A 22,862-nucleotide genomic window follows, 5' to 3' on the forward strand; every position below is an offset into this window, starting at 1 on the left:
CCGAGTGTGAATTGTTGGCTTTTTATCATGCTTCGCAGTTACGCTTAGCCCCAATACGAGCGCAGGTCGACCTTCTGGCCCAGCTTCGCGCTGTCCAGCGCGCCCAATACCATCGCCATGCTCTTGATATTGTCGCGGCAGTCGGTCTCCGCGCGGCGGCCTTCGGCCAGCGCCGCGAACATCTCGTCCAAGCAGCCGGCATGGCCGCTGCGGCCAGACCAGTTCATGTTCGCGTCTACACGCGTGAACTCGCGAAGGAACTTGCCGTCCTGATTGCCGGCAGCGACAATCTCCGCGTACGGCGCGCCCGCGCCGTCCCACAGAGCGGTGCCCTGCTCGCCTGTCACGCGCCAATCCGCCTCCCAGGAGGTTGGCGCACCTTCCGCGCACCAGGAGCCGCGGTAGCAGAACACAGAGCCGTCTGACATCTCGTAGATGCAGATCGCGGAGGCATTCCCGGCATACCAGGAGCCGGGTGGGTTAAATTCTTGGCAGTACACCGAAACGGGGTCTGCCCCTGTAAGAAAACGAGCCTGATCAAACGTATGGATCGCCATATCTAGAATTAGCGGACTTTCCATTGCATCGCGAAAGCCTCCAAAATGCGGCCCCAGAAAGAAGTCCGCACCAACATAACCTACACGTCCAATCGTACCGGATTGGATTAACTCACGAAAGGCGCGGATATTCGCGTCATAACGACGATTTTGCATAACAGCCAATGACTTTCCTGTTTCATCTGCTATCTGAATAAGCTCCCTAGCCTCGTCCATCGTAGCTGCCATAGGTTTCTCCCCGAGCACATCACATCCATGTCGAAGCGCTGAACTTCCGACTTGGAAGTGACTCGCTGGGATCGTAATATCCAGTACCAAATTAGCCTCATTGTCGCGAATGGCTGCTTCAATATCCGTATACACACCACAAGTTAGCCCATGTCGCTCCGCCATCGCTTGCGCAAACTCCGTTTTAATATCAACAAGCGCCACAATTTCGCATTCATGTCTTTGTTTCATATTTTCAACCCATACATTGGCCATACCGCCACACCCAACAACAACCACGCGATAGCTACTCATCGATAAATGACCTCCAACAGCCTTTACTAGCGTGTCTCCACACCGTTTATATCTGCTATTCTACCTCTTTTATCGTGTCAGCGCTCTATCCAATCTTGTCACAAAACAATGCAATTCTGCACTCTGTAAGCGCATACGAACAAGCAGTTAACAAAAGATCCGAAATAAATCAAAAATAAAATGCATTGCCTCTTCCTCATCTTTTCCTCTCGTGAGCAAACGCAGTGTTGTGCCTGCCTTGATGGGGACTAGCAGCATACCTAATACACTTTTCACATCAACTTTATGGTGCTTATCATCAAACTGAAAGTCGAGCGTGACATCTGAAATAAAATGAGATGATTTCACAGAAATACCAGATAAATCGCTTCGCTCTAAATCCTTTGTAATCTTAAATTCATGTACGCGCATGCCACTCGACTTCCTTCCCAAGACATTTGGAGGTTTGTGATTTCTTATTATGTGTGGTATTATACAAAGATATTTGTGAAAAGTGAAGTGTTGAATATGACTAATTTTGATAGTTTACTAGATTCTCATAAAAATAACAGCCCAATCCCCCGACCTTAGGTCGAGGGATTTTTTTTCCTTCGGGAAACACTTCTGCAGGAGGTCATCATTCATGCACGTCAACAACAAGTCATCGGTTTGGGCTATTTGGCTCTCCCTCATCAGTAACATTTTATTAACGATTATCAAAATTATTATCGGTCTCATATTTAACAGTGAAGTCCTCATGGCAGACGGCGTTCATAACGCCGGGGACATTATTGCAACCATTGCCGCACTAAGTGCCATGCGGATTTCCAAGCTCCCAGCAGATGAAGATCACCCATATGGCCACGGTAAAGCCGAAGTACTGGGATCAGGCTTTGTTGCTTTCATCCTTGTAACAGCTGCACTTTATATCGGATACCACGCAGTTGCGGCTTTATTCCATGAACCAAGCGCACCAAGTCTAATCGCCTTAATCGCTTCAGCAGTTTCCGTGGTATGGAAATATCTTCTTTATGTATACACCATGCGAATCGGACGTAGTACGAACAGCAAAGGCTTAATTGCGACAGCTCATGATCATATAGCCGATGTGTATGCCTCGCTTGCAGCTGTTGTAGGTATTGGCTTAGCTTTCATTGGTAAAGCTTATGACATTTACTGGTTAGCCTATGGCGATGCAGCGGCCGGAGTTATTGTATCTCTCCTAGTTTTGAAACTAGGCATCGAAATGGCCAAAGAATCCTTTGATATTCTCATGGAAAAAACCGTCGATCAACACATGCTTTCGCAATATACAGCGTTGATCGAAGCGGTTCCTGGCGTGAAACGTATTGATCGTGTACGTGCGAGAGAGCACGGACATTATATTCTCGTAGATGCTCGAATTTCAGTACATGGTGAACTGACCATCCAACAAGGCCATGACATTTCACGTGCCATCAAGAAATCCATTATGGATCAGCATAGTGACGTAGATGAAGTTCTGATCCATTTGAATCCTTGGTACGAAAACTAATCTCGTTACTGTTTCGCCGCAATTTCTGACTTGATTTGCTCCATAATCTCCGGCAGTGATCTTATTCCAAGATCACCCTCTCCTCGTTTTCGGATGGAGACACCGCCGGAGATTTGTTCTTTTTCACCAAGGATGAGCATGTACATGACTTTGTCTAGCTGGGCTTCGCGAATTTTATATCCTAATTTCTCTGCCCGCGCATCCAATTCAACACGTATTCCTGCCTCTTCAAGCGATTTCTTCACTTTGAAAGCATAATCCACATAGTGATCAGAAACTGGCAGCAGTTTCACTTGAACAGGTGCCAGCCACAACGGGAACGCTCCCGCATAATGCTCCGTTAAAATCCCGATAAAACGATCAATCGAACCATACACAGCCCGATGAATCACGACTGGCCGATGCTTGAGACTATCATCTCCAATATAAGTTAAATCGAATTTTTCAGGCATTTGGAAATCCAATTGGATCGTTCCGCACTGCCAACTCCGCTTTAAGGCATCGAGGATGTGAAAATCAATTTTGGGCCCATAGAAAGCGCCATCTCCCTCATTAATACGGTACGCGATCCCTCTTTTATCCAGGACATTCTGCAACGATTGCTCCGCTTGATCCCAGAGCTCACTTGAACCCATATAATCATCTGGTCTTGTCGAAAGCTCAATTCGATATTCGAAACCAAATACGTGATAGACATGCGAGATCAGCTCAATAACCCGCCCGATTTCATCCTCAATTTGTTCTGGCAGAACGAAGAGATGGGCATCATCCTGACAAAAAGTCCGTACACGCATCATCCCATTCAACGCTCCCGAAAACTCATGACGATGAACCTGACCAAATTCTGCAAGGCGAATCGGTAATTCCCTGTAGGAGTGTAAACTATTTTTATAAATCAACATGTGACCTGGGCAATTCATCGGTTTAAGCGCAAACTTTGTTTCGTCTACATGCGTAAAGTACATATTGTCTTTATAATGATCCCAATGCCCCGATTCTTCCCAAATGCGATTATTCATCATCAGAGGTGTGCGCACTTCATCATATTCTCTAACGCGCTGCAGCTCGCGAGCGAAATTCTCAAGTTCATTCCGCAAGATCATCCCTTTCGGCAAATAAAAAGGCATGCCCGGCGCTTCTTCCGAAAACATAAAGAGTTCAAGCTCTTTCCCAAGCTTACGATGGTCACGTTTCTTCGCTTCTTCGAGCCTATTCAGATGGTCATCGAACTGCGCTTTCTTCAGAAATGCAGTGCCATAAATTCGTTGCAGCATAGGGTTCTTCGCATCACCTCGCCAATAAGCCCCTGCTACATGCAACAGCTTAAAAGCTTTAATTCGTCCAGTTGAAGGGAGATGAGGACCTCGGCATAGGTCGAAGAATTCCCCTTGGTCATAGATCGAAATCAACACATCCTCTGGTAGATCTCGGATAAGCTCAAGTTTATAGGACTCATTTATCTTCTCAAAAATGTTCAATGCTTCCTCTCGCTCGACGACTCGCCTAGTAATCGAAATGTTCTCTTGAATGATTTGACTCATCACGTCTTCAATCGCTCTTAGATCATCACTTGATAATGGTTTATCAATCTCGATATCATAATAAAAACCATCTTCAATGACAGGTCCAATACCAAGTTTAATGGCCTGTGCCCCATAGATCCGTTTAAGCGCTTGAGCTAATACATGCGCTGTGCTATGACGATAAACCTCTAACCCCTGTTCACTCTCCAAAGTGACGATTTCGATGTGACTATCCGCTTCAATTTGTTGCTGTAAATCAACCAATTGGCCGTTTATTTTGCCCGCGATGGCTTGCTTCCTCAGCCCTACACTAATCGATTCCGCAACTTGTTCAATCGTCGTGCCTTGTACGTACCTCCTACTTGTTCCATCTGGCAAAATTACTTCAATTTCCATGCCTTCCTACCTCCCTTTCCTTATTTTTGTGAACGCAAAAAAACGCATCTCTCCCAGAAAGGGACGAGTGCGTTCAGCTCGTGGTTCCACCCTAATTCGACTCCCATGATGGAAGTCCTTATTAGTATCCGTTATCGGGGATAAGGCGGTGTCACTTACTACTCTGCGTTACTTCGCAGTGGGTTCAGCGTCACAGCTACAAAGGGGTAATTTTCAACCGGCAACAGGAGAAGATTTCAGCTAGTACTTCTCTCTCTGGGCAGTTCGTGATGAAAATCATGTCTTTGATCATAACTTCATATGTGATTATGGAACTCATATTACCTACTGAAGTAGGTCACGTCAAGGGGCATCCGAGGATAAAATAACTATAGCCATTCTCTCCTACACATACTGAATGCCGGTGAACATGCCACCCGTTGGCTTCGTCATGTTATTCGATGTATGATGCGGCATATGACAATGAAGCGGCCAAACACCGGGATTGTGTGCTGAAAATTCAATATCCGTGGTGACTCCGCTAGGCACAAGTATCGTGTTGCGCAGTTCTCTATTGAAATGAGGTATCGTGTTCCCATCTGCTGCTGTCACCCAGAATTGATGTCCATGTAAATGAATCGGATGCGCATTCATCCCGATATTCCCAAAGCGAATACGCACTTCCTCCCCATAACGGACAGGTAACGGCGTTGTATGTGGAAAGCAGCGACCGTTCATCGTAAAAAAGTTAAAGCCATTCGTCATGGTATCCAGCTCAAATCGGCCTGTCTTCACTACACCTTTTTCCATGCCTTTTAGGTGAAACTCTTGCAGCATAATGAAATAGTCCCGCTGGACACTACACTCAAAGGGGTCCTCAATGATAAAGCCTCCACCTAAGCCCATTAACTCTTGAAAAGCAGCATCCACATGGGTGTGATACATATGTGTACCTGGTGGATTTATTATTTGAAAATGATAATCAAAAAATTGGCCCTGCTCTATATAAGGTGAGGGTTCAACGGCTGGCACGCCGTCCATGCGATTCGGTACATCTAGCCCATGCCAGTGCACACTTGTGGCATCCGGCAGCCGATTGTGTACGCGAATAGTCACCCAATCGCCGGGAAACACGCGTATCGTCGGCCCTGGGATACTTCCGTTGTATCCCCACCCATTGAAGAACACACCTGGTAGAATTTCTTGCTCAACAGGCTCAGCGATCAACTCAAAAAACTTCACACCTTGCAAATTAACAAAGCTTAGATCTCGCAAATTTGGTGATACGACCATGGTAGCTCCCTCCCGTTTCAACGCTCCATAGTTAAATGTATGCGGGAACGGGAGAGACTTACCTGTCTTACCTGTAACACCTTACTTACTTCTTGTCGAAGAACCGCAGGTAGGCGCCGTAGCCTTCCTTCTCCATGTCAGCCAGTGGAATGAATCGCAACGAAGCTGAATTGATGCAGTAACGAAGACCATTTGGACCTGGACCATCATTAAACACATGGCCCAAATGCGAATCCGCCTCCGTACTCCGAACCTCTGTCCGTACCATGAAATGACTTGTATCTGTTACTTCTTTCACATGTCCTTCGAATAATGGCTTGGTGAAGCTCGGCCAGCCGCAGCCTGAATCGAATTTATCATAAGAAGTGAATAAGGGCTCTCCTGACACGATGTCCACGTAGAGACCTATCTCTTTGTGATCATGGAACTCATTTTGGAAGGGACGCTCTGTGGCATTATTTTGCGTAACCTCGTATTGGAGAGGTGTGAGTGCTTTCTTGCGCTCTTCTTTATCCTTCGCTGTGTTCCAAAATTGTGAGATATACGCATCGCGCCCTGAACCTTTACGGTAGGCTTTGTAGTGAGACGGGTTTTTGTGATGATAATCTTGATGATACTCTTCACCTGGATAAAATGCTTCTGCATCAATTCGCTCGATTTCCGTCACAATTGGACGATCGAATCGACCGCTGTCTTGCAGCGCTTGTTTGGACGCCTGAGCTTTGGCGAACTGTTCATCGCTATGAGCAAAAATCGCCGTACGATAAGAAGATCCCCGATCATGGAATTGCCCGCCAGCATCGGTTGGATCAATTTGACGCCAGTATGTCTCAAGTAATTTGTCGTACGGATACAAATCTGGGTCAAATGTAATTTGCACAGCTTCTGCATGCCCCGTCGTTTCGGAACACACCTCTTTGTATGTCGGATTGGTCGTGTGCCCGCCTATATAACCGGAAACAACAGAAATAATGCCTGGCAGTGACTCGAAAGGCGTCACCATACACCAGAAACAACCTCCTGCAAATGTCGCTTTATCTGAATGAACTTCTTGGATAGAATCTGTCATGTTATCGCCACCTCTTTCTTAAAGTATCCTCTTATCATACCAAAAGTTAACGGGATAACCAAAAACACCGCTCATTAGTATGAACGGTGCTCGTAATTGCGCTAATGTAGGTATCCTACAGGTTGTTGAAAATATCTGTAAGCACAGGTACGATTTGTGATTTACGGGAAACAACGCCTTTAAGTACGGCTTTGTTATCAACAAGAGAAACGTTGTAAGCTTTCTCAACTGCGTCTGCTTTACGTCCAAGAGCAAGACCTACGGAGTCATTGTTCAAAATGTCCGTTACAACGAACAAGAACAAGTCTAGGTTTTTCTCAGCGATAATCGCTCCAAGCGCCGTTTCGATTTCAGCTTGTTGGGAAAGGACGTCGTTCACATCAACTGCATTCACTTGTGCGATTTCTGCTTTGTAGCTGCCTAATTGGAATTCTTTGGCATCCAAAGAAATCAACTGTGCAACCGTTTTATCACTAAGATCCGCGCCTGCTTTCAGCATGTTCAGACCATACACTTCAGCGTCTACACCAGCGATTGCAGCTAGTTCACGCGCAGCAGCAACGTCTTGCTCTGTGCACGTTGGGGATTTGAATAGCAAAGAATCAGAAATAATAGCAGAAAGCATCAGACCAGCGATATCTGCATCGATGGAAACACCGTTTTCTTTGTACAATTTATTTAAAATCGTTGCTGTGCAACCAACTGGCTCTGCGCGGTAGTAAAGCGGGTGGCTTGTCTCGAAATTAGCAATACGGTGGTGGTCAATTACTTCCACTACACGTACTTGATCGATGTCGCTGGCGCTTTGTTGGCGCTCAACGTGGTCAACCAAGATGACATTTGCTGCTTCGTTAGCAACAGTTTGAACTTCACGAGGAGCTGCTACTTTAAAAGTATCAAGCGCAAATTGCGTTTCGCCATTAATGGAACCTAGACGAACTGCTTCTACTTCTTGACCTAATTTTGTTTTCAGTGCTGCATAAGCAATTGCGGATGTGATTGAATCAGTGTCCGGATTTTTATGTCCGAAAATAAGTGTTTTTGACATTGTACGACTCCTTAAACGACACATTTTAGTGAGAGTGCTTATCATCTCTATATACGATTATACTCAAAAATTTAGGTAAATCCACTATTAAACGAGGAGTGTTCATAAATCCACTAGAAATGCTTGGTAAAATCGATACAAAAGCAAGGAATAAACAAATCTCGCTTACTTGGACGTATCCTCGGTTAATTGCTGTACCCATTCTTCGAATGGTTTTTGGCTGTCTACGACAATGCGATGCAGCTCCAGTGGGGGTTGATCTGACGAAGCCCAGCCTGAGTGTGTGGTGAAGGCATAGCTAAAATGAGCTTTCTTTAAAATTCTGAGCGTCTTGCGGTTGTAATCACCGTACGGATAAGCGAACGTATTCGCTGGTTTCCCCAGCTCTTGCTCGATCTTGGCGCGCGCAGCGAGTATCTCTTCGCGCTGCGCTTTTTTGCTGAGCTTGGGCAAATGCGGATGCGTCACGGTATGTGACGCAATATCCCAGCCCGCTGCGCTCAGCTCATGAATTTGTGGCCAGGTAAGATAACCTGGCGTGCCCACAAGGCCTGTCGACAAGTACAGCGTCGCCGGGAATTTATGCTTCTGGAGGATGGGCAACGCCACCTCCGCGTTATTGGCATAGCCGTCATCGAACGTGAGCAGCACGGGGTGAGCCGGTGACGGCATCTTGTGTGAGAGGACGCTGGCGAATTCGTCCAGCGTCAGGGGGGTGTAGTGATGCGCGGACAAATAGTCCATTTGGCGCGCGAACGTATCGGGGTGGAGCACGTACGTGTTCCCCGGGGCCACCCCGATGCTATGGTAGTTCAGCACGGGGATGCCGACCCCGTGCTTGGCCTCCGCTGGCGTGGCGAAGCACGCCAGGAGGAGGCCCGCGAGCAGCAACGCTTTCTTATTCTTCCAAAGGTTCATCTTAGGTCGCCTACCTTTAACTGAACACGTATGTTCACTGATTGTTCTCCTAAGCCTCCCCCATCAACTCAGCGAATATGCAAAAAATCCCAAGTACACTAGCTACTTATCAACACTTGATCACTGTTGATAACGTTAGCCATTCACTGGGAGGTGCGTTAGTTCGATATTTCCGAACTAAAATTAGGATTACTTGTGCACATGCACTAATAGTCCGATTTCACCGACTCCCCCGCCAATTGAATCAACTTATTCACTGTCTCCCAATTACGAGTCGTCGCAGCCACACCTAGCTTCTTCTCGATAAAGTTGTTGCTGAATTTGGAGTCGCCGTAGTTTTTGCGTATGAGTAGATACACAGTTAATCCCTTGACGTGGTACTCATCCACTTCACTCTGCGCAGCATCTAGCTTAGCAAGCCCCGCATCCGTCGGAGCTTGCGATAAGAAGGTAACGTATCTTTGCTCATTCGCATCCACATTCACACTCGGATATGGTGTGTCTTGTACCACCTCTTGCAGCTCCGCAGGGGTGCGAATGATGACCGGAATATCAAACGTCAGCTGTTCCTTCAACTCATGTACGATCCGATCTCGAAGGGTCGCAGCATCTACTTCTTCAGCATCAAAAATCACGTTCCCACTCTGAATATAGGTACTCACATTCGTAAATGCCATAGATTCGAAGAGCTGCCTAAGCCTGTCCATTTTAATAATTTTCTGACCACTCACATTGATTCCACGCAACATAGCGACGAACCGTGCCATAAAACCCACTCCCTTACACTCTTTCTACTCACCATTTCCTTACCACTTACCCTACCTCATTTACATGCGTTCCATCGATACAGGCAGCAATATATACAGCTACACCATCCTCATCATTACTCATGACTATCTCATCCGCCAGCAGTAAAATCTCTGGATGCGCATTCGCCACCGCAACTTTACGACCTGCCTCAAGAAACATGCCTGTATCGTTCAAATTATCACCGAATACCGTCACATCCTCGGACGTGCATCCAACGAGCTCAGCCCATAACCTCAGACCCATCTGTTTATTTGCTTCGGGATGACTGAATTCAAGGAAATAATGCCCAGCAATATAATTATCCTTCATCAAATGAATATGTACCTCAGAACCCAACACTTCCTGAACCGCAGTTTTCAAAGGTAGAAGCTCCTCCAACAGCCCGATATATGTCAGAATTAGCGTTCGCAATGTTTCCGTAATGTGGAGCTCATCCACCTCTCGAAATCTCGGATCATTCGGTCGACTAGCCAAGAATTGAAGGTCCCCAGTTCGCTCCAATTTCTCATGATGTACCCGCTCGTTATCCTGCTCATCGAGTGCAAACAGCAGCGGTGTGATTCCAAAACTTTTGCCCATTTGAATAATCGCATTACTCCGCTCGTGATCCAGCCAACGCCCGCCAAGGACCCGCTTCTGTACAGGATCAAACAACATCGCCCCATTATACAAAACGAGTGGATACCGCCACGGAATTTCCGAAACGACTGCCTGCGAGCTCTGATAACTACGTGCAGTTGCGTAACTAATGACAGTCCCCTGCTCAAGCGCTGAAGTAATGACGCTTCTTGTATAGTCCGATGGCTTCGCATTGGCGTTTAACAAAGTTCCGTCCAGATCGGTTAAGAAATAGTTAGGATCCTTATGTTGAACAAATTTGATATCCAGACTCATGATCTATCCTCCAAGTCCCTTGTTCTTATCTGTCTTCTTTTTATCCAAGCATTATATCATAAACACATAGAGAATTTTCCTATGTCTCAACCTGCTCTCATTTTCAATCGCAATCAATTTGATTTATACTTAGGTCAATTATTCCAAAAACAGAAAGGTACGGATCACATGGCGCAGCAGCCTGCAGCGACGAATTATGAAATCGCACAAGTGTGTTTACTCGCGGGTAAAATCATGCTGGAAAACGGCGGCGAAACCTATCGGGTTGAAGATACGATGACCCACGTGGCCGAAGCCTTTGGTATTCCGAATTCTCACAGCTTTGTCACACCTACTGGCATCATTTTCTCGATAGATGGGCCTGAACAGACGACCCGACTCATTCGTATTTCTTCGCGATCAACGGATTTACGGAAAGTAACTGTCGTGAATGCCATTTCTCGCAGAATCAGTCAAGGTGAGCTTTCACCAACAGCAGCGTATCTGGAGCTTGAAGCTCTTTGTGCCGATACACGTAGATATCCCGCGTGGTTACAGGCTTTGGCCGCTGCGATCGCGAGCGGTTGTTTTCTCATCATGTTCCAAGGTACGTGGTCCGATTTCTTCCCGGCCTTCCTTGCTGGTGGTGCGGGTACCATCTCGCTGACTTTTTTCCATCGTTTAGTTCCGATCAAATTTTTCGCTGAATTTCTCGCATCCTTAATCATTGGACTTCTAGCCTATTTAACGGTCAAAATAGGGCTCGGTCATAATCTAGATAAGATTATCATTGGCTCCGTCATGCCGCTCGTGCCTGGGCTGCTGATCACTAATGCTGTGCGCGATTTAATGGCAGGACATTTCGTATCTGGCGTCTCCAAAGGCGCGGAAGCATTCTTGACCGCATTCGCGATCGGCGCAGGGATAGCCTTTGTTTTGACATTTTATCCAGGGAAGGGGTTCTAGTATGGACATGTTAGAGCAGCTCGTAACAAGCTTCATTTCGACTTCCGCTTTCGGTATCATTTTCAATGTACCACGTAGAACGCTTGTACAATGCGGGTTTGTTGGGATGATTGGTTGGATGCTCTATTTTTCTTTTCAAAAGGTGTATCTAGATCCAATCTTGGCCACCCTTATTGCTTCCTTTGTAGTCACGATTATTTCTCAGTTTTTCGCGAAAATATATAAGACACCTGTCATCGTATTCAGTGTCTCCGGGATCATCCCGCTAGTCCCTGGTGGACTAGCTTATGACGCCATGCGTAATGTCGTACAAAATCATTACGATGTCGCTGTGCAGCTCGCTGCCAAAGCTTTTTTGCTCTCAGGGGCAATCGCCATCGGACTGGTATTCTCAGAAGTCATTAACGTGTTGATAAGACGAACACGGGCTTAAACTAACTCAATAAACGAATAACAATCTATTCCTTAATAGTTTTTACCTATAACTCCAGTGCTTTTACATCTTGGATTTTTTCCTAACTGCCCTTTACACTAGGGGTATAGAACAATACACCAAGGTTTGGAAATGGAGCTGAAGACGCATGACCGACAACGCTAACCATCAGATTTTAACGAAATTCGATGAAATTGCTCAAAAGTATGACAGCCAACGCAGAAAGTTGATTCCTTGCTTCGATGATTTTTATAATACGGCCGCTTCTTTGGTCCAATTAGACCAGCAAGCACCACGTATTCTTGATTTAGGCGCAGGGACAGGACTTTTCTCATCCTATATCTTGCGTTCGTACCCACAGGCGCGTTTAACCTTAATTGACCTGTCGACGGGGATGCTGGATATAGCCAAAGAAAGATTTGCTGAAACAGGGGCTTCGGAAGTAACCTACCATGTCGGAGATTATTCGACCTTTGAGGATGGAGAGCCTTATGATGCTATCATCTCCTCCCTCTCCATTCATCATTTGGAGGATGAGGCTAAGCAAGCACTGTATGCACATATTTTCCACTTATTAAAACCAGGAGGCGTCTTCGTTAATGCCGATCAAGTCTTAGGCAAGACTCCCTTCCTTGATGGCTTATACCGATCGGATTGGGTCGCCAAGATTGAAGCCACGGATCTATCTCCAGAAGCGCTGCAAGCCGCCTATGAGCGTACGAAGCTGGACAAAATGGCACCGTTGGATACGCAGCTTGGCTGGCTTCGCGACTCCGGTTTTTCAGATGTGGACTGCGTCTATAAGTCCTGTAATTTTGTCGTGATATTGGCTAGAAAAATTTAATGGGATTGAGATGACTGCTTCTACACGGAAGCTTTACCAGATCGTCGGCTTGGAGACCATGAACCACATCATCGCAAGCGTAATGATCACATACAAGATCAAAGCCTTACGTAGCTTGTTTACGAGGAAATTACGATCTTCATGCGGAGCTTTGAGCTGGCGCAACAGTGGTGAGAATGCACGTGCAATGAAGTAAAGCGAAGCAACCATAATTAGGACTGTCGCGACAATCCAAGAAGTTTTCCAACTCCAGGCTGTAATCCATGTTAATAGAATACCAGTAGCGACCAATACATGTCCTGCATGCTTCGTCAGTCGAACCGTAATCCGAAACGGCTCTAAGTAATCAGGCAGCTGCTCGAATGGTGCTCTACGGATAAGTGCTAATAAGGGAAACAAGACGAAATAAGGGCCGATGCTTAACACAACGCTGAAAATATGAATATAGAGCATGATAATATACCAAGACAAGTTGATCATCCTATCTGTAATGTGAATAAACCGTGTGAATCCAAGGACCCACACGGTTCTTTGTGTTATTCGGCTTTTGTAAATTCGTGTACCCATACTTTCATCTGTGGCAGCCAAGGCATACCTGGATGCATAGCGAGAATACTGTCGCGATACTCATCAACGGTTTCGTGACCTTCTTGTTTCGCATGTTCAGGTGTTAGTTCACCCAAAGCTTGCTGATACACATTGGTTACTGTAAAGGATGTTCCTTGCAGATCCATGGTTTCACCAATATCCGCATAACGTCCATTACGACGACAAGCCGTTTTTTGGCCAGCAAGCACTTTGCTTACTTCTGCTTCTTTCGTAACTAGTCGATCGATGGAACACGTTTTTGGTGGTAATGTCTCATTTACGTTCGTTTCATTCATGTTGTTCCCTCCTTTTGCCAGTTTTCATTATAGCGAATCCGCTTCGCTTTGTCGAACTGACACATTTCTTACATTCCAATAGCCGCAATTACTCCCTCAAAGCTTCCTTCAGCTTCGTTGACATGCTCTCCATAGACCCCGACACAGGGGGTTTAACACCGCGCAGACGCGCGATTTCCGCCTTTAATCTCTCATTCTCAGATAACAAAGCCTCAACTTTGGCGATCATCTGATCTCGATCTAAGTGATCCCACTTCCCCATCCTTACCCCTCCTAGGCTCAAAAATACCCCCTCCTCACAAGTCGATCATCCCATCGGATTCTCTCCATGCATCAAAGGGGGTGCTTCCTATTGCTAATCATGTAGCGATTATTTCGTGATTTTGATTGTATATAATCGTGCAGTTTCTTCCCAAACTTCACCTGGTTCCAAGGAAACAAGTCCGATTTGATCAGCAGGCAGATCCACATTCGGCGCATTAACCAAATTCATTTGCGGCTCAGGGCAGAAGAAACCTTCTGTTTTGCCATTGTTCCAGATCATCCATTGCTTATAGGAAGTCCCTACATCATAAACGAGTTTGATACCTTCACGTGCATCTGTCAATGCCATGAAGTTGCGGCTATTTTGCGGAACACTCGTATAGTGATTATCCATTCCTTCGAAAAATGGCGACAAACCGCCAACTTTCATCTTCTCTTCATCCGCTGATAGCGCTTGATACTCGCCAGTTGGCAGCATTCGCTCGTTCAACGCCCAACGCTCACCGATTGTCATTTGGAACGTATAATCCGAAGGCTGGCTGTTCACGGCAAATGGCGCGTTAATCGTTGTATGGAACGCTAACAAGCATGGCATCGCTTCATTGCCCTCATTATGTACGGAAATCTGTTGGTGCAAACCTTGCTCATTCAAGGTATAGATCAAGCGGATTGTAAAGTCGAAAGGTAGGAATTCATGAACGGAATGTCCCTCACGTACTCGCAAAGCTAATGCGACGCGGCTTTCATTGCCATCACTGCTGAAATTCTCAACTGCCCATGGAATATTGTGTACAAATCCATGCAAATGATTACCTGTCTTTGGTTCATTGACTGGGAATTGGAATACATTCCCTTTCCAAGGGAACTTGCCATCTTCATAACGATTTGGCGGGAATAACACAGGAATCCCATGAACGATTGGTCGCTCTTTAAACGCTTCCATCTCTTCCAGCGCAGGCTCGCGCAAGAAACGGTATTCCTTCTCTATATCACGGAAAGCAATCAGATTTGCACCAACATCTGGCAAAACTACCGCTTCATAACGCCCAGCTTGCAACCAAATCGCTTGTTCTCCGTTGTACGTTCCTTCATATGCTTTGGTAGACATCTCTTCATTCTCCTCCTAAATAACTGCTTATCCTTTTGTCCATTATTTGGACGGACACAATGATTTCACTTTAGCCCATGTGTGCGAAAAAAGTCAATGGACGTAAATTGCTTTTATATAGACAAATGTGACATTCCATGAAGTGTGAAGAAAAACCTGAGGCTATGTGCCTCTAGGTCCATTACATACATGGATAACTTAGCGTTTCCAGACAGCATCATTCCAACGAAGCTCATTGCGGAACTGCAAGGTTGATGTATTTTTATTAATAATGACGACTTCAATCCCTGCTAGCTCAGCCCAATCAACGAGTTGCTCTGTGCTCACATTATAAGAAAACACCGTGTGATGAGCGCCGCCTGCAAGAATCCAAGCTTCTGCTGAATCACGCAAGGACGGCTGCGGCTTCCAAAGAACCGAATTTAATTTGCGCTTCTACTTTATCGCCTTCTGTTACAGCAACATGGCGCATATTATCACCAAAACGAGCGACCTTTAAATTGCGACCTTCAATGAATCCCATGGCCGTGCGCATCCAACCACCAATACGCTCAAGCACGGCTGGATCTTCCCAGTAACCGACAATGACTTTACGAGCAATGCCCATGCGTGCGCCGATGATACCATATTCACGGTCACCGTGAGCAGCTTGGTTTAAGTTCATGAAATCCATATCGATCGTATCCCAAGGAATATCACGATTGAATTGTGTATGCAAGTGAAGCAACGGCTTACGATATTCCGAAAGTCCTGCAATCCACATTTTGGCCGGAGAGAACGTATGCATCCAAGTAATAATTCCAGCACAGGAATCATCCGCATTCGCATCAAGACATAGTCTACGAATCGCATCCGGTGCAGTTAGAACGGGTTTGAATACGAGTTTGCTTGGGATAGCTTCGGAACGATCGATACCTGCTGTAATTTGTTTGGAGTGTTCGTCAACTTGAAGTAGTGTTTCAGGTCCGTACAAATGCTGACTACCAGTAACAAACCAAAATACTTTATCTGAAAAAGAGTTCATGGGATTAATGCCTCCTAGGATATTGGGATATTGAATTGCAAATTACGTTCAGTGTGTCACAGATCATGAATGACGAGCTTCCTCGCGAATCGAGCGAAGTTGTTTCATAACATCATTGTCACCACGACCAAAGTAGTCATGCAGCTTGCTATACTCATCGTACAGCTTTTCGTAAACAGCTACATTCTCAGCAATTGGCTTGAATGTTTCTTTACGAACACGTGCCATTTGCTTCGCGGCATCGACAATGCTGTCATAACCGCCTTTATCCGCACCTGCAGCAACAGCTCCGAACATCGCAGCACCAAGCGCTGGCGTCTGTTTCGAGTCAGCAATTTTAATTTCACGGTTCGTTACATCTGCATAAATTTGCATTAAGAGACGATTCTTCTGCGGTAGACCACCACATGCGTACAATTCTTCAACCGCAACCCCATTGCTATGGAATGCATCAACAATTTTACGTGTGCCAAAAGCGGTTGCTTCCAGCAAAGTGCGATAAATTTCTTCTGGTTTCGTAAGCAAGGAATAACCTAGGATAAGTCCATTCAACTCTGTGTCTACGAGCACTGACCGGTTGCCGTTCCACCAGTCCAAAGCGAGTAAACCCGTTTCACCTGGTTTGTAAGCGGATGCACGACGCTCCAACCATTCATGTACGTTGATGCCTTCTTCAGCAGCAGCTTTTTCCACATAAGCAGGAACTCCTTGCTCCACATACCATGCGAAAATATCACCAACCGCCGATTGTCCTGCTTCATAGCCTAAGTAGCCAGGAATGATGCCGTCTTCAACAACGCCGCACATGCCTTCTACTTCTTTCTCTTCTGTGCCAAGCAGCATATGACAAATGGAAGTTCCCATTGCCATGACTAGCTTGCCTGGCGTAACTACGCCAACACCTGGTACAGCCGCATGCGCATCAACATTTCCAACCGCGATCGCAGTTCCGGCAACGAGTCCCATACGCTCAGCCATTGCAGCAGTCAGTTCCCCAGCTTTCGTGCCTAGGGCAACAACATCTCCGCGAAGCTTCGTTTCTGTGACATCTACAAGTCTAGGATCTAATGCTTGAAAGAAATCTTGGCCTGGGTACCCATCTTGCTTGTGCCAAATGGATTTATAGCCTGCTGTACAGCTGTTGCGAACGATCTCGGATTGACCTGTCATTTGAGACACAACCCAGTCCGTCGCTTCTAAGAAACGATCCGCTTGCTCATAAATCTCAGGTGCTTCATTCAAAATCTGCCAAACTTTCGCAATCATCCACTCAGAAGAAATTTTACCGCCGTAACGTGGTAAGAAAGCTTCCCCTCTGCTCGCTGCAATCTCATTAATGAGCGTAGCTTCATCTTGTGCGGCATGATGCTTCCATAGTTTCACCCAGCTATGTGGATTCGCTGCAAGTGCTGGTTCGAAGCACAGGGGTTGACCTTCTTCATTAATCGGGAGCATCGTACAAGCCGTGAAATCAATACCCAATCCGATAATATCTGCCGGATCTACGCCAGATGTACGTACAACTTCTGGAACAGATTGTGTGAGTACATCAATATAATCTTGAGGATGTTGTAAAGCCCAATCGTATTCTAACTTCACACCGGACACCGGCAGTTTCTCATCAATAACATTATGAGGATAAGGCGTCACGTGATCTGCCACCTCTGTGCCATCACTCAAATCAACCAGAACCGCGCGTCCTGATTCCGTGCCATAGTCAACACCAATCGCATATTTCTTCGACATGGGGAGCCTCCTTCAAAATTATACCTGTTTCTTGCTCTTAGTATATAACTTGTACGTACAAGTTGACTGCCCCCATTATTAAAAATTACGGAATGCGAATTGTTGACTCTCGGATGACCAGTTCAGGCTTGTACACTTTCCCAGTTCCGCTGCCGATTACACGCTTATTCTCAATCATATCAATTAAAATGCCCGCTGCGTCGCTGCCAAGTTCCGTTTTGGGATGCGAAAGTGACGTCAATTTCACCTCGGTTGCCGTTGCAAGATTCGAGTCATCGAAACCGATTAAAGAGATGTCTTGTGGAACCTGCATACCAGTTGTACGTACAGCTTCAAGCAGATGAATCGCTAGCTCGTCATTGTAGCATACGAAAGCCGTTGGCCGTTCCTCTGCTGCACTATGTTCTAGCATAGCGAGCGCGCTTCTGTAAGGCTTGGACCGCTTTTCTTCCGTCGTATAATGAATAACGAATTCAGGTAGCAGCGGAATCTGGTAATGATGATGCGCACGTATAAAGCCTTTTAACCGATTTACACCTTGCAAATCGTCCGTTTTGAAAAAGCCCGCTAACCGTCTATGTCCCAGCTGAATCAAATACGCTGCAGCCTTAAATCCACCATCTTCATCATCGACGATCAAGGAAGGACAGTTCATCTCAGGGTATCGCTCGTTTATCATGAGATAAGGAATATGTTGGTAGTCCAATGACAAATAATAGCTAAGATTCGGGTTGCCCTCCGCGCTTTTCGTCGGCTCAATAATAAGACCGCTTAGAGGCTGACTCATCATCATATCCAAACTTTCCCGTTCTTTCGCTTTGTCGTTATCTGTGGAGGAGAGTAGTAGTCTATAACCTCTCGCCCGTAATGTTGCCTCTGCCCCTCTAACAATATGCGGAAAAATATAGTCAGATATATAGGTCGTCAGGATGCCTATCGTTTGTACATCACGTGATTTTTGCGTTTGTGGTGTAGAGACGAAGGTACCTTTACCTTGCATCCGATACAACCAACCTTCTTTCTCCAATTCACCAAACGTCTGCCTGACCGTCTGACGACTCATCAGGAACTGTTCAGCAATTTCATTTTCGGATGGCATTTGATCATTCGGTTTCAGCCTTCCTGTATGTAGCCAGGATAAAATTTCCTGTTTTAATTGTTGATATTTCGGTAATTGCTTTTCTTTCATGCTTCACCTCAGGGCTTTGATTGTGAACGTATTATAGCACCCGTTCAACTTGTATGTACATATTTGTATGAAACGACGTTGATATGTAAATCAGTTGCTATTCAACTAATTTACTCATCAACAATCTGATCTTCGTATCCGTATCAGATCCGATGGATGGCGTATATACACTGCATCTCAGATCCGTTCTCCCTTGCACTTGCAAGGACGTTAGATCGAATAACATTTTCCCCACCTTAGCATGTCGAAATTCAATGAACACTTCAGGCGCAGTGCTGACATCACTCTCGTTCCAAAATGCACGAAAATCCTTGCTCCGCTCACTCAGTTCCTCAATAAATTCACTATACCAGTTATCTCCCACATATTGACCATAATAGGAACGAAACATCGACAAGAAACCTTTGGCGAAGTCACTCCAATTCACTGCCAATGATTTCAATTCTTTCCGGGTAAATAGCAGCCATATCATATTGCGCTCCAACTCTGGGAGCTTAGCAAAGTCAAGAAAGACTGCCGCTGCTGCTTGATTCCAACCAACAATGTGACATCGGCGATCCGAAACAATCGTGGGGCAATCATGAAGCTCCGTCAAAATCCGATTCAAAGCAGGACTAATCGTCGGTATTTGATCAACAAAAGTCGCTGGCGCTGGTTGTTCCAACGCTAAACTGAACAAATACTGCCGCTCATCCTCATTTAGTTGTAAGGCCATAGCAATGCGATCAAGTACCTGTACGGACATTTTGATGTCTCGCCCTTGTTCCAGCCAGGTATACCAAGTCGTACTCACACCAGCAATCGTTGCGACTTCCTCTCGGCGCAAACCCGGCGTACGTCGCCTGCTGCCACCTAATAATCCAACTTCATGCGGCTGGATACGTGACCGATGTGCTGTTAGAAAGTGAGATAATTCTTGAAGCCTCTCCTTCGTGTTCATGCCAGCTTTCCTCCTCAGCCTAGTATCATAGAAGCCATTATACCAGTATAAACGCTAACTTGTAATAGGATACGTAGTGTGACATTCTATATGAAAAAGGAGGACGACGCGATGAAACGTGTAGTTATAACAGGTATGGGCGTTATTACGCCAATAGGAAATCAAGTGGATACATTCTGGGGGAATTTGACGACAGGGCAATCAGGCATTTCTAAAATAGAGCAATTCGACACATCGGATTACAAAACGAACTTTGCTGGCGTTGTCCGGGATTTTGATGCCGAAGCCGCTGTTGGACGTCGCGAGGTGCGACGCATGGATCGCTACTGCCAATTCGCCGTTGCGGCAGCTAAACAAGCCCTCGATGACGCTGCTCTCGTGATTGATGCCTCCAACGAAGAACGTGTTGGTGTCTATATCGGCTCTGGCATTGGCGGCATCCAAACCATCTTGGACAACTATCGAACGCTGTTGACCAGAGGACCAAGCCGAGTCAGTCCGACCGTTGTTCCGATGATGATCGCCAACATGGCGGCTGCACAGGTTAGCATCTTGTACGGCGTTAAAGGGCCAACCTTGGCTCCCGTTACCGCCTGCGCAACGGGCAATAACGCCATTGGCGAAGCCTTTAAGCTCATCCAGCGCGGAGGCGCAGATGCCGTTATTGCCGGTGGCGCCGAAGCGACGGTCACCGACCTCGCGCTCGCGGGCTTCGGCAATGCAACCGCGTTGTCGACGCGCTGCGACGCGCCGGAGCAGGCAAGCCGCCCGTTCGACGCGCAGCGCGACGGATTCGTTGCCGCCGAAGGCGCCGGCGTCTTGATCTTGGAGTCGCTCGAGCATGCGGAGCGACGCGGGGCTCGGATCCATGCCGAAATCGTCGGCTATGGATCCACCTCAGACGCCTACCACATCGTGGCGACCGATCCTGAGGGCTCGGGGGCTTACCGAGCCATGCGCGAAGCGCTGGTTGATGCGGCGATCGACGCGTCGGAGATCAGCACCCTCAACGCTCACGCGACGAGCACCATCGCTGGTGATCTCTCGGAGACGCTGGCGATCAAGCGTCTCCTTGGCCGCGGCGCTTACGACGTGCCGATCAGCGCCAACAAATCCATGATCGGCCACATGCTTGGCGCCGCCGGTGGTGTCGAGGCCGTCGCCCTGATCAAAACCTTACAGGACGGCCTCATCCCCCCAACCATCAACTTGGACAATCCTGATCCACAGTGTGATTTGGATTATGTACCCCATGTGGCGCGGCGTGCGGAGCTTCAGTATGGGCTGTCGAGCTCGTTCGGCTTTGGCGGGCATAATGCGGTGTTAATATTGAAGAAGTTTGGGTGAGCGTGGGAACGGCACATCACTTCGATGTTCCGCAAATTGAGGAATGACAAATTTCAAATAATGTCAGTTGTAAGTAGTTAGTTGGCTGTGTGGACATAATGCACTCTCCTGAGGTCCATCACATCACTATTCTGCAAAGTGGGAAATGACATTTTTCAAATTATGTCAGTTGTAATTTGTCAGTTCGCTGTGTAGAGAAACATAATACACTTTCCTGAGATCCATATCATCACTATTCTGCAAAGCGGGGAATGACATTTTTCAAGAAATGTCAGTTGTAAGTTGTCAGTTGGCTGTGTGGAGGAACATAATACACTTTCCTGAGGTCCATCACATCACTATTCTGCAAAGTGGGAAATGACATTTTTCAATTAATGTCAGTTGTAAGATGTCAGTAGGCAGTTTTGAAAAACGTTATACCCTCGGAACGTATATCACATCATTGATTCAGCTAAAGCAATGTGACAAAAATCCAATATTGTAAGTTGCAGCACGTGGTGATAACCTCTGTTTAATAAATTGGTCAGGTTATAGCCTGGCAGTATCAGTACCACTACTCACGACAAAAACCCGCGCAATATGCGCGGGTTTTTGTGGATTAGCATTTTCGAAAAAGTTAAGTGTGGAGTTGACTTACTTCGCCAACGTTTCACGTGCTGCGTTCACGAGTAGTTCGAAATGCTCATCTTCCTCTAATAACTCCTCGACAGCTTCAATATCCTCTTCTTTGCCTGATTCACGTAAGAAATGAAGAGCGTAGCTCCAGTCGTTTTTGCCTTTGGTGCTTTGAAGCGTGATTTCGTAAGGATGCTCGTGACCTTCGACTTTGAATTCTACATGTCCTAGGTAGCCATCTTCTTTGCTGTGTTCCATACTTGCTTTCAAAATTTCAATCATGTTCAACATCCTTTTCAATTGTTTGTAGCCATGTCCAAATCGCGTTCATGGTGGTTTGTAAGTTTGATGCATTTTCCCATATGTAAGGATTGTGATCTCTAAAATAATCGGCATGACTCCCGATAATCGGGAGCAACAACTGGTGAATCGGCGCATGTTTCACACGGTTCCAAGCGTAAATTCCTAATCGTTTTCGGCTCCAGCCACCCCATGTTCCTAGTCGAGGAATAGGATCAGGGGATTGATTCTGTGGATTCATAGCACGTACGTACAACACCTTATTTTTTAACGATGTCGGAATTGCACATCTCGGTGAGCCAATTTGGATGACTCCAAGGATGTCACAGCCGTGATGTTCCAGCTCTTTTGCTGCCAAAATAGAGGCTATCGCACCCGCGCTATGCCCGATGAAAAGCAGCTTTTTCCCCAGTCCCCTTGTAGAAACGACGAATTCGAGCAAGCTTTTACCGCCATGAACCGATTGTTTTCGGTGTGCATTATGCCACATATCACGTATGATTTCCTGCAACTGACCTCGCTTCGATCGATCCCAATCGCCATATGGAAAGTGAACATGAACACGTACACGTCTGCCTGCTTGCTCATATCGCGAAGCAAGTTTTGCCGCGAAGTCATCCAGGAAGTTAGACGCCGTTGCAAATCCAGCTGAAACATAGATAACGATGTCCGCGGTAACAGCGTGATTTGTCATGACTTGC

General features: G+C 46.3%; 24 protein-coding genes and 1 pseudogene. 5 read left to right on the forward strand and 20 right to left on the reverse strand.

Annotation, left to right across the window (positions count from 1 at the left end; translation table 11 throughout):
* Positions 1 to 44 precede the first annotated feature (44 nt).
* Together ACSQ8O_RS27820 and ACSQ8O_RS27825 are read right to left on the reverse strand one after the other, a co-directional pair.
* A complete protein-coding gene (locus ACSQ8O_RS27820) occupies positions 45 to 1,079 on the reverse strand; it encodes a Gfo/Idh/MocA family protein (RefSeq protein ID WP_436244333.1) in 1,035 nt (344 codons plus the stop codon).
* A 147-nt stretch (positions 1,080 to 1,226) separates the two neighbouring features.
* Positions 1,227 to 1,490 carry an HPr family phosphocarrier protein gene (locus tag ACSQ8O_RS27825; protein WP_056621252.1) on the reverse strand — a complete coding sequence of 88 codons (264 nt, stop codon included), beginning with the start codon at positions 1,488 to 1,490 and terminating at the stop codon, positions 1,227 to 1,229.
* A gap of 211 nt (positions 1,491 to 1,701) precedes the next feature.
* Between ACSQ8O_RS27825 and ACSQ8O_RS27830 the strand changes: the two genes are divergently transcribed.
* Complete coding sequence (locus ACSQ8O_RS27830) at positions 1,702 to 2,592, forward strand: cation diffusion facilitator family transporter (protein ID WP_056621250.1); 891 nt, start codon at positions 1,702 to 1,704, stop codon at positions 2,590 to 2,592.
* 5 nt (positions 2,593 to 2,597) lie between these two features.
* Here ACSQ8O_RS27830 and thrS read toward each other — a convergent pair whose 3' ends face one another.
* The 7 genes from thrS to ACSQ8O_RS27865 form a co-directional block, all read right to left on the reverse strand.
* The gene (gene thrS / locus ACSQ8O_RS27835) at positions 2,598 to 4,511 is read right to left on the reverse strand and encodes a threonine--tRNA ligase (RefSeq protein ID WP_436244334.1); all 1,914 of its coding nucleotides are present in this window, start codon (positions 4,509 to 4,511) and stop codon (positions 2,598 to 2,600) included.
* Positions 4,512 to 4,895: 384 nt separating this feature from the next.
* Positions 4,896 to 5,783, reverse strand: a complete 888-nt coding sequence (locus ACSQ8O_RS27840) for a multicopper oxidase family protein (protein ID WP_436244335.1) — start codon at positions 5,781 to 5,783, stop codon at positions 4,896 to 4,898.
* An 85-nt stretch (positions 5,784 to 5,868) separates the two neighbouring features.
* Complete coding sequence (gene msrB, locus ACSQ8O_RS27845; protein ID WP_436244336.1) at positions 5,869 to 6,852, reverse strand: peptide-methionine (R)-S-oxide reductase MsrB; 984 nt, start codon at positions 6,850 to 6,852, stop codon at positions 5,869 to 5,871.
* Between the two features lie 115 nt (positions 6,853 to 6,967).
* Complete coding sequence (locus ACSQ8O_RS27850) at positions 6,968 to 7,900, reverse strand: manganese-dependent inorganic pyrophosphatase (protein ID WP_056621243.1); 933 nt, start codon at positions 7,898 to 7,900, stop codon at positions 6,968 to 6,970.
* Positions 7,901 to 8,065: 165 nt separating this feature from the next.
* A complete protein-coding gene (locus tag ACSQ8O_RS27855; RefSeq protein ID WP_436244337.1) occupies positions 8,066 to 8,818 on the reverse strand; it encodes a polysaccharide deacetylase family protein in 753 nt (250 codons plus the stop codon).
* A 206-nt stretch (positions 8,819 to 9,024) separates the two neighbouring features.
* Positions 9,025 to 9,585: a DUF1697 domain-containing protein gene (locus ACSQ8O_RS27860; protein ID WP_436244338.1), complete on the reverse strand. Its 561-nt coding sequence runs from the start codon at positions 9,583 to 9,585 to the stop codon at positions 9,025 to 9,027.
* Positions 9,586 to 9,631: 46 nt separating this feature from the next.
* Complete coding sequence (locus tag ACSQ8O_RS27865) at positions 9,632 to 10,522, reverse strand: HAD-IIB family hydrolase (RefSeq protein WP_436244339.1); 891 nt, start codon at positions 10,520 to 10,522, stop codon at positions 9,632 to 9,634.
* Between the two features lie 168 nt (positions 10,523 to 10,690).
* Between ACSQ8O_RS27865 and ACSQ8O_RS27870 the strand changes: the two genes are divergently transcribed.
* The 3 genes from ACSQ8O_RS27870 to ACSQ8O_RS27880 all read left to right on the forward strand — a co-directional run bounded on the left by ACSQ8O_RS27870 (position 10,691) and on the right by ACSQ8O_RS27880 (position 12,744).
* Entirely contained in the window at positions 10,691 to 11,467 is a 777-nt protein-coding gene (locus ACSQ8O_RS27870; RefSeq protein ID WP_436244967.1) for a threonine/serine exporter family protein, read from the forward strand.
* A gap of 1 nt (position 11,468) precedes the next feature.
* Positions 11,469 to 11,900, forward strand: a complete 432-nt coding sequence (locus ACSQ8O_RS27875; protein WP_436244340.1) for a threonine/serine exporter family protein — start codon at positions 11,469 to 11,471, stop codon at positions 11,898 to 11,900.
* Between the two features lie 148 nt (positions 11,901 to 12,048).
* Positions 12,049 to 12,744, forward strand: coding sequence for a class I SAM-dependent methyltransferase (locus tag ACSQ8O_RS27880; protein ID WP_436244341.1), 696 nt, complete (start codon positions 12,049 to 12,051; stop codon positions 12,742 to 12,744).
* Between the two features lie 33 nt (positions 12,745 to 12,777).
* Here the strand turns inward: ACSQ8O_RS27880 and ACSQ8O_RS27885 are convergent, their stop codons facing one another.
* The 9 genes and pseudogenes from ACSQ8O_RS27885 to ACSQ8O_RS27925 all read right to left on the reverse strand — a co-directional run bounded on the left by ACSQ8O_RS27885 (position 12,778) and on the right by ACSQ8O_RS27925 (position 19,899).
* Positions 12,778 to 13,224, reverse strand: a complete 447-nt coding sequence (locus tag ACSQ8O_RS27885) for a hypothetical protein (protein ID WP_436244968.1) — start codon at positions 13,222 to 13,224, stop codon at positions 12,778 to 12,780.
* 56 nt (positions 13,225 to 13,280) lie between these two features.
* The gene (locus ACSQ8O_RS27890; protein WP_236284780.1) at positions 13,281 to 13,628 is read right to left on the reverse strand and encodes an ASCH domain-containing protein; all 348 of its coding nucleotides are present in this window, start codon (positions 13,626 to 13,628) and stop codon (positions 13,281 to 13,283) included.
* Between the two features lie 88 nt (positions 13,629 to 13,716).
* Positions 13,717 to 13,890: a hypothetical protein gene (locus ACSQ8O_RS27895; RefSeq protein ID WP_436244342.1), complete on the reverse strand. Its 174-nt coding sequence runs from the start codon at positions 13,888 to 13,890 to the stop codon at positions 13,717 to 13,719.
* 108 nt (positions 13,891 to 13,998) lie between these two features.
* Positions 13,999 to 15,000 (reverse strand): aldose 1-epimerase, encoded by a 1,002-nt coding sequence (locus tag ACSQ8O_RS27900; protein ID WP_436244343.1) that lies wholly within the window; start codon positions 14,998 to 15,000, stop codon positions 13,999 to 14,001.
* 198 nt (positions 15,001 to 15,198) lie between these two features.
* Positions 15,199 to 15,393 (reverse strand): hypothetical protein, encoded by a 195-nt coding sequence (locus tag ACSQ8O_RS27905; protein ID WP_436244344.1) that lies wholly within the window; start codon positions 15,391 to 15,393, stop codon positions 15,199 to 15,201.
* 22 nt (positions 15,394 to 15,415) lie between these two features.
* Positions 15,416 to 16,024: pseudogene (locus tag ACSQ8O_RS27910) on the reverse strand (L-arabinose isomerase family protein); the annotation flags it as partial.
* 63 nt (positions 16,025 to 16,087) lie between these two features.
* Complete coding sequence (locus ACSQ8O_RS27915) at positions 16,088 to 17,770, reverse strand: ribulokinase (protein WP_436244345.1); 1,683 nt, start codon at positions 17,768 to 17,770, stop codon at positions 16,088 to 16,090.
* A gap of 85 nt (positions 17,771 to 17,855) precedes the next feature.
* Positions 17,856 to 18,959 carry a GntR family transcriptional regulator gene (locus ACSQ8O_RS27920; protein ID WP_436244346.1) on the reverse strand — a complete coding sequence of 368 codons (1,104 nt, stop codon included), beginning with the start codon at positions 18,957 to 18,959 and terminating at the stop codon, positions 17,856 to 17,858.
* Between the two features lie 97 nt (positions 18,960 to 19,056).
* Positions 19,057 to 19,899 (reverse strand): helix-turn-helix transcriptional regulator, encoded by an 843-nt coding sequence (locus ACSQ8O_RS27925; protein ID WP_436244347.1) that lies wholly within the window; start codon positions 19,897 to 19,899, stop codon positions 19,057 to 19,059.
* Positions 19,900 to 20,010: 111 nt separating this feature from the next.
* On the opposite strand from ACSQ8O_RS27925, the gene fabF reads away from it, so the two are divergent.
* Positions 20,011 to 21,246: a beta-ketoacyl-ACP synthase II gene (gene fabF / locus ACSQ8O_RS27930; RefSeq protein WP_436244348.1), complete on the forward strand. Its 1,236-nt coding sequence runs from the start codon at positions 20,011 to 20,013 to the stop codon at positions 21,244 to 21,246.
* A gap of 633 nt (positions 21,247 to 21,879) precedes the next feature.
* Here fabF and ACSQ8O_RS27935 read toward each other — a convergent pair.
* Together ACSQ8O_RS27935 and ACSQ8O_RS27940 are read right to left on the reverse strand one after the other, a co-directional pair.
* Positions 21,880 to 22,143 carry a hypothetical protein gene (locus ACSQ8O_RS27935; protein WP_436244349.1) on the reverse strand — a complete coding sequence of 88 codons (264 nt, stop codon included), beginning with the start codon at positions 22,141 to 22,143 and terminating at the stop codon, positions 21,880 to 21,882.
* Entirely contained in the window at positions 22,136 to 22,855 is a 720-nt protein-coding gene (locus ACSQ8O_RS27940; protein WP_436244350.1) for a hypothetical protein, read from the reverse strand. The genes ACSQ8O_RS27935 and ACSQ8O_RS27940 overlap by 8 nt, the downstream gene beginning before the upstream one ends.
* Positions 22,856 to 22,862: the final 7 nt, after the last annotated feature.

Origin of the sequence: Paenibacillus sp. LjRoot56 (assembly GCF_964253335.1) — a bacterium.
Classification (GTDB): domain Bacteria; phylum Bacillota; class Bacilli; order Paenibacillales; family NBRC-103111; genus Paenibacillus_E; species Paenibacillus_E allorhizoplanae.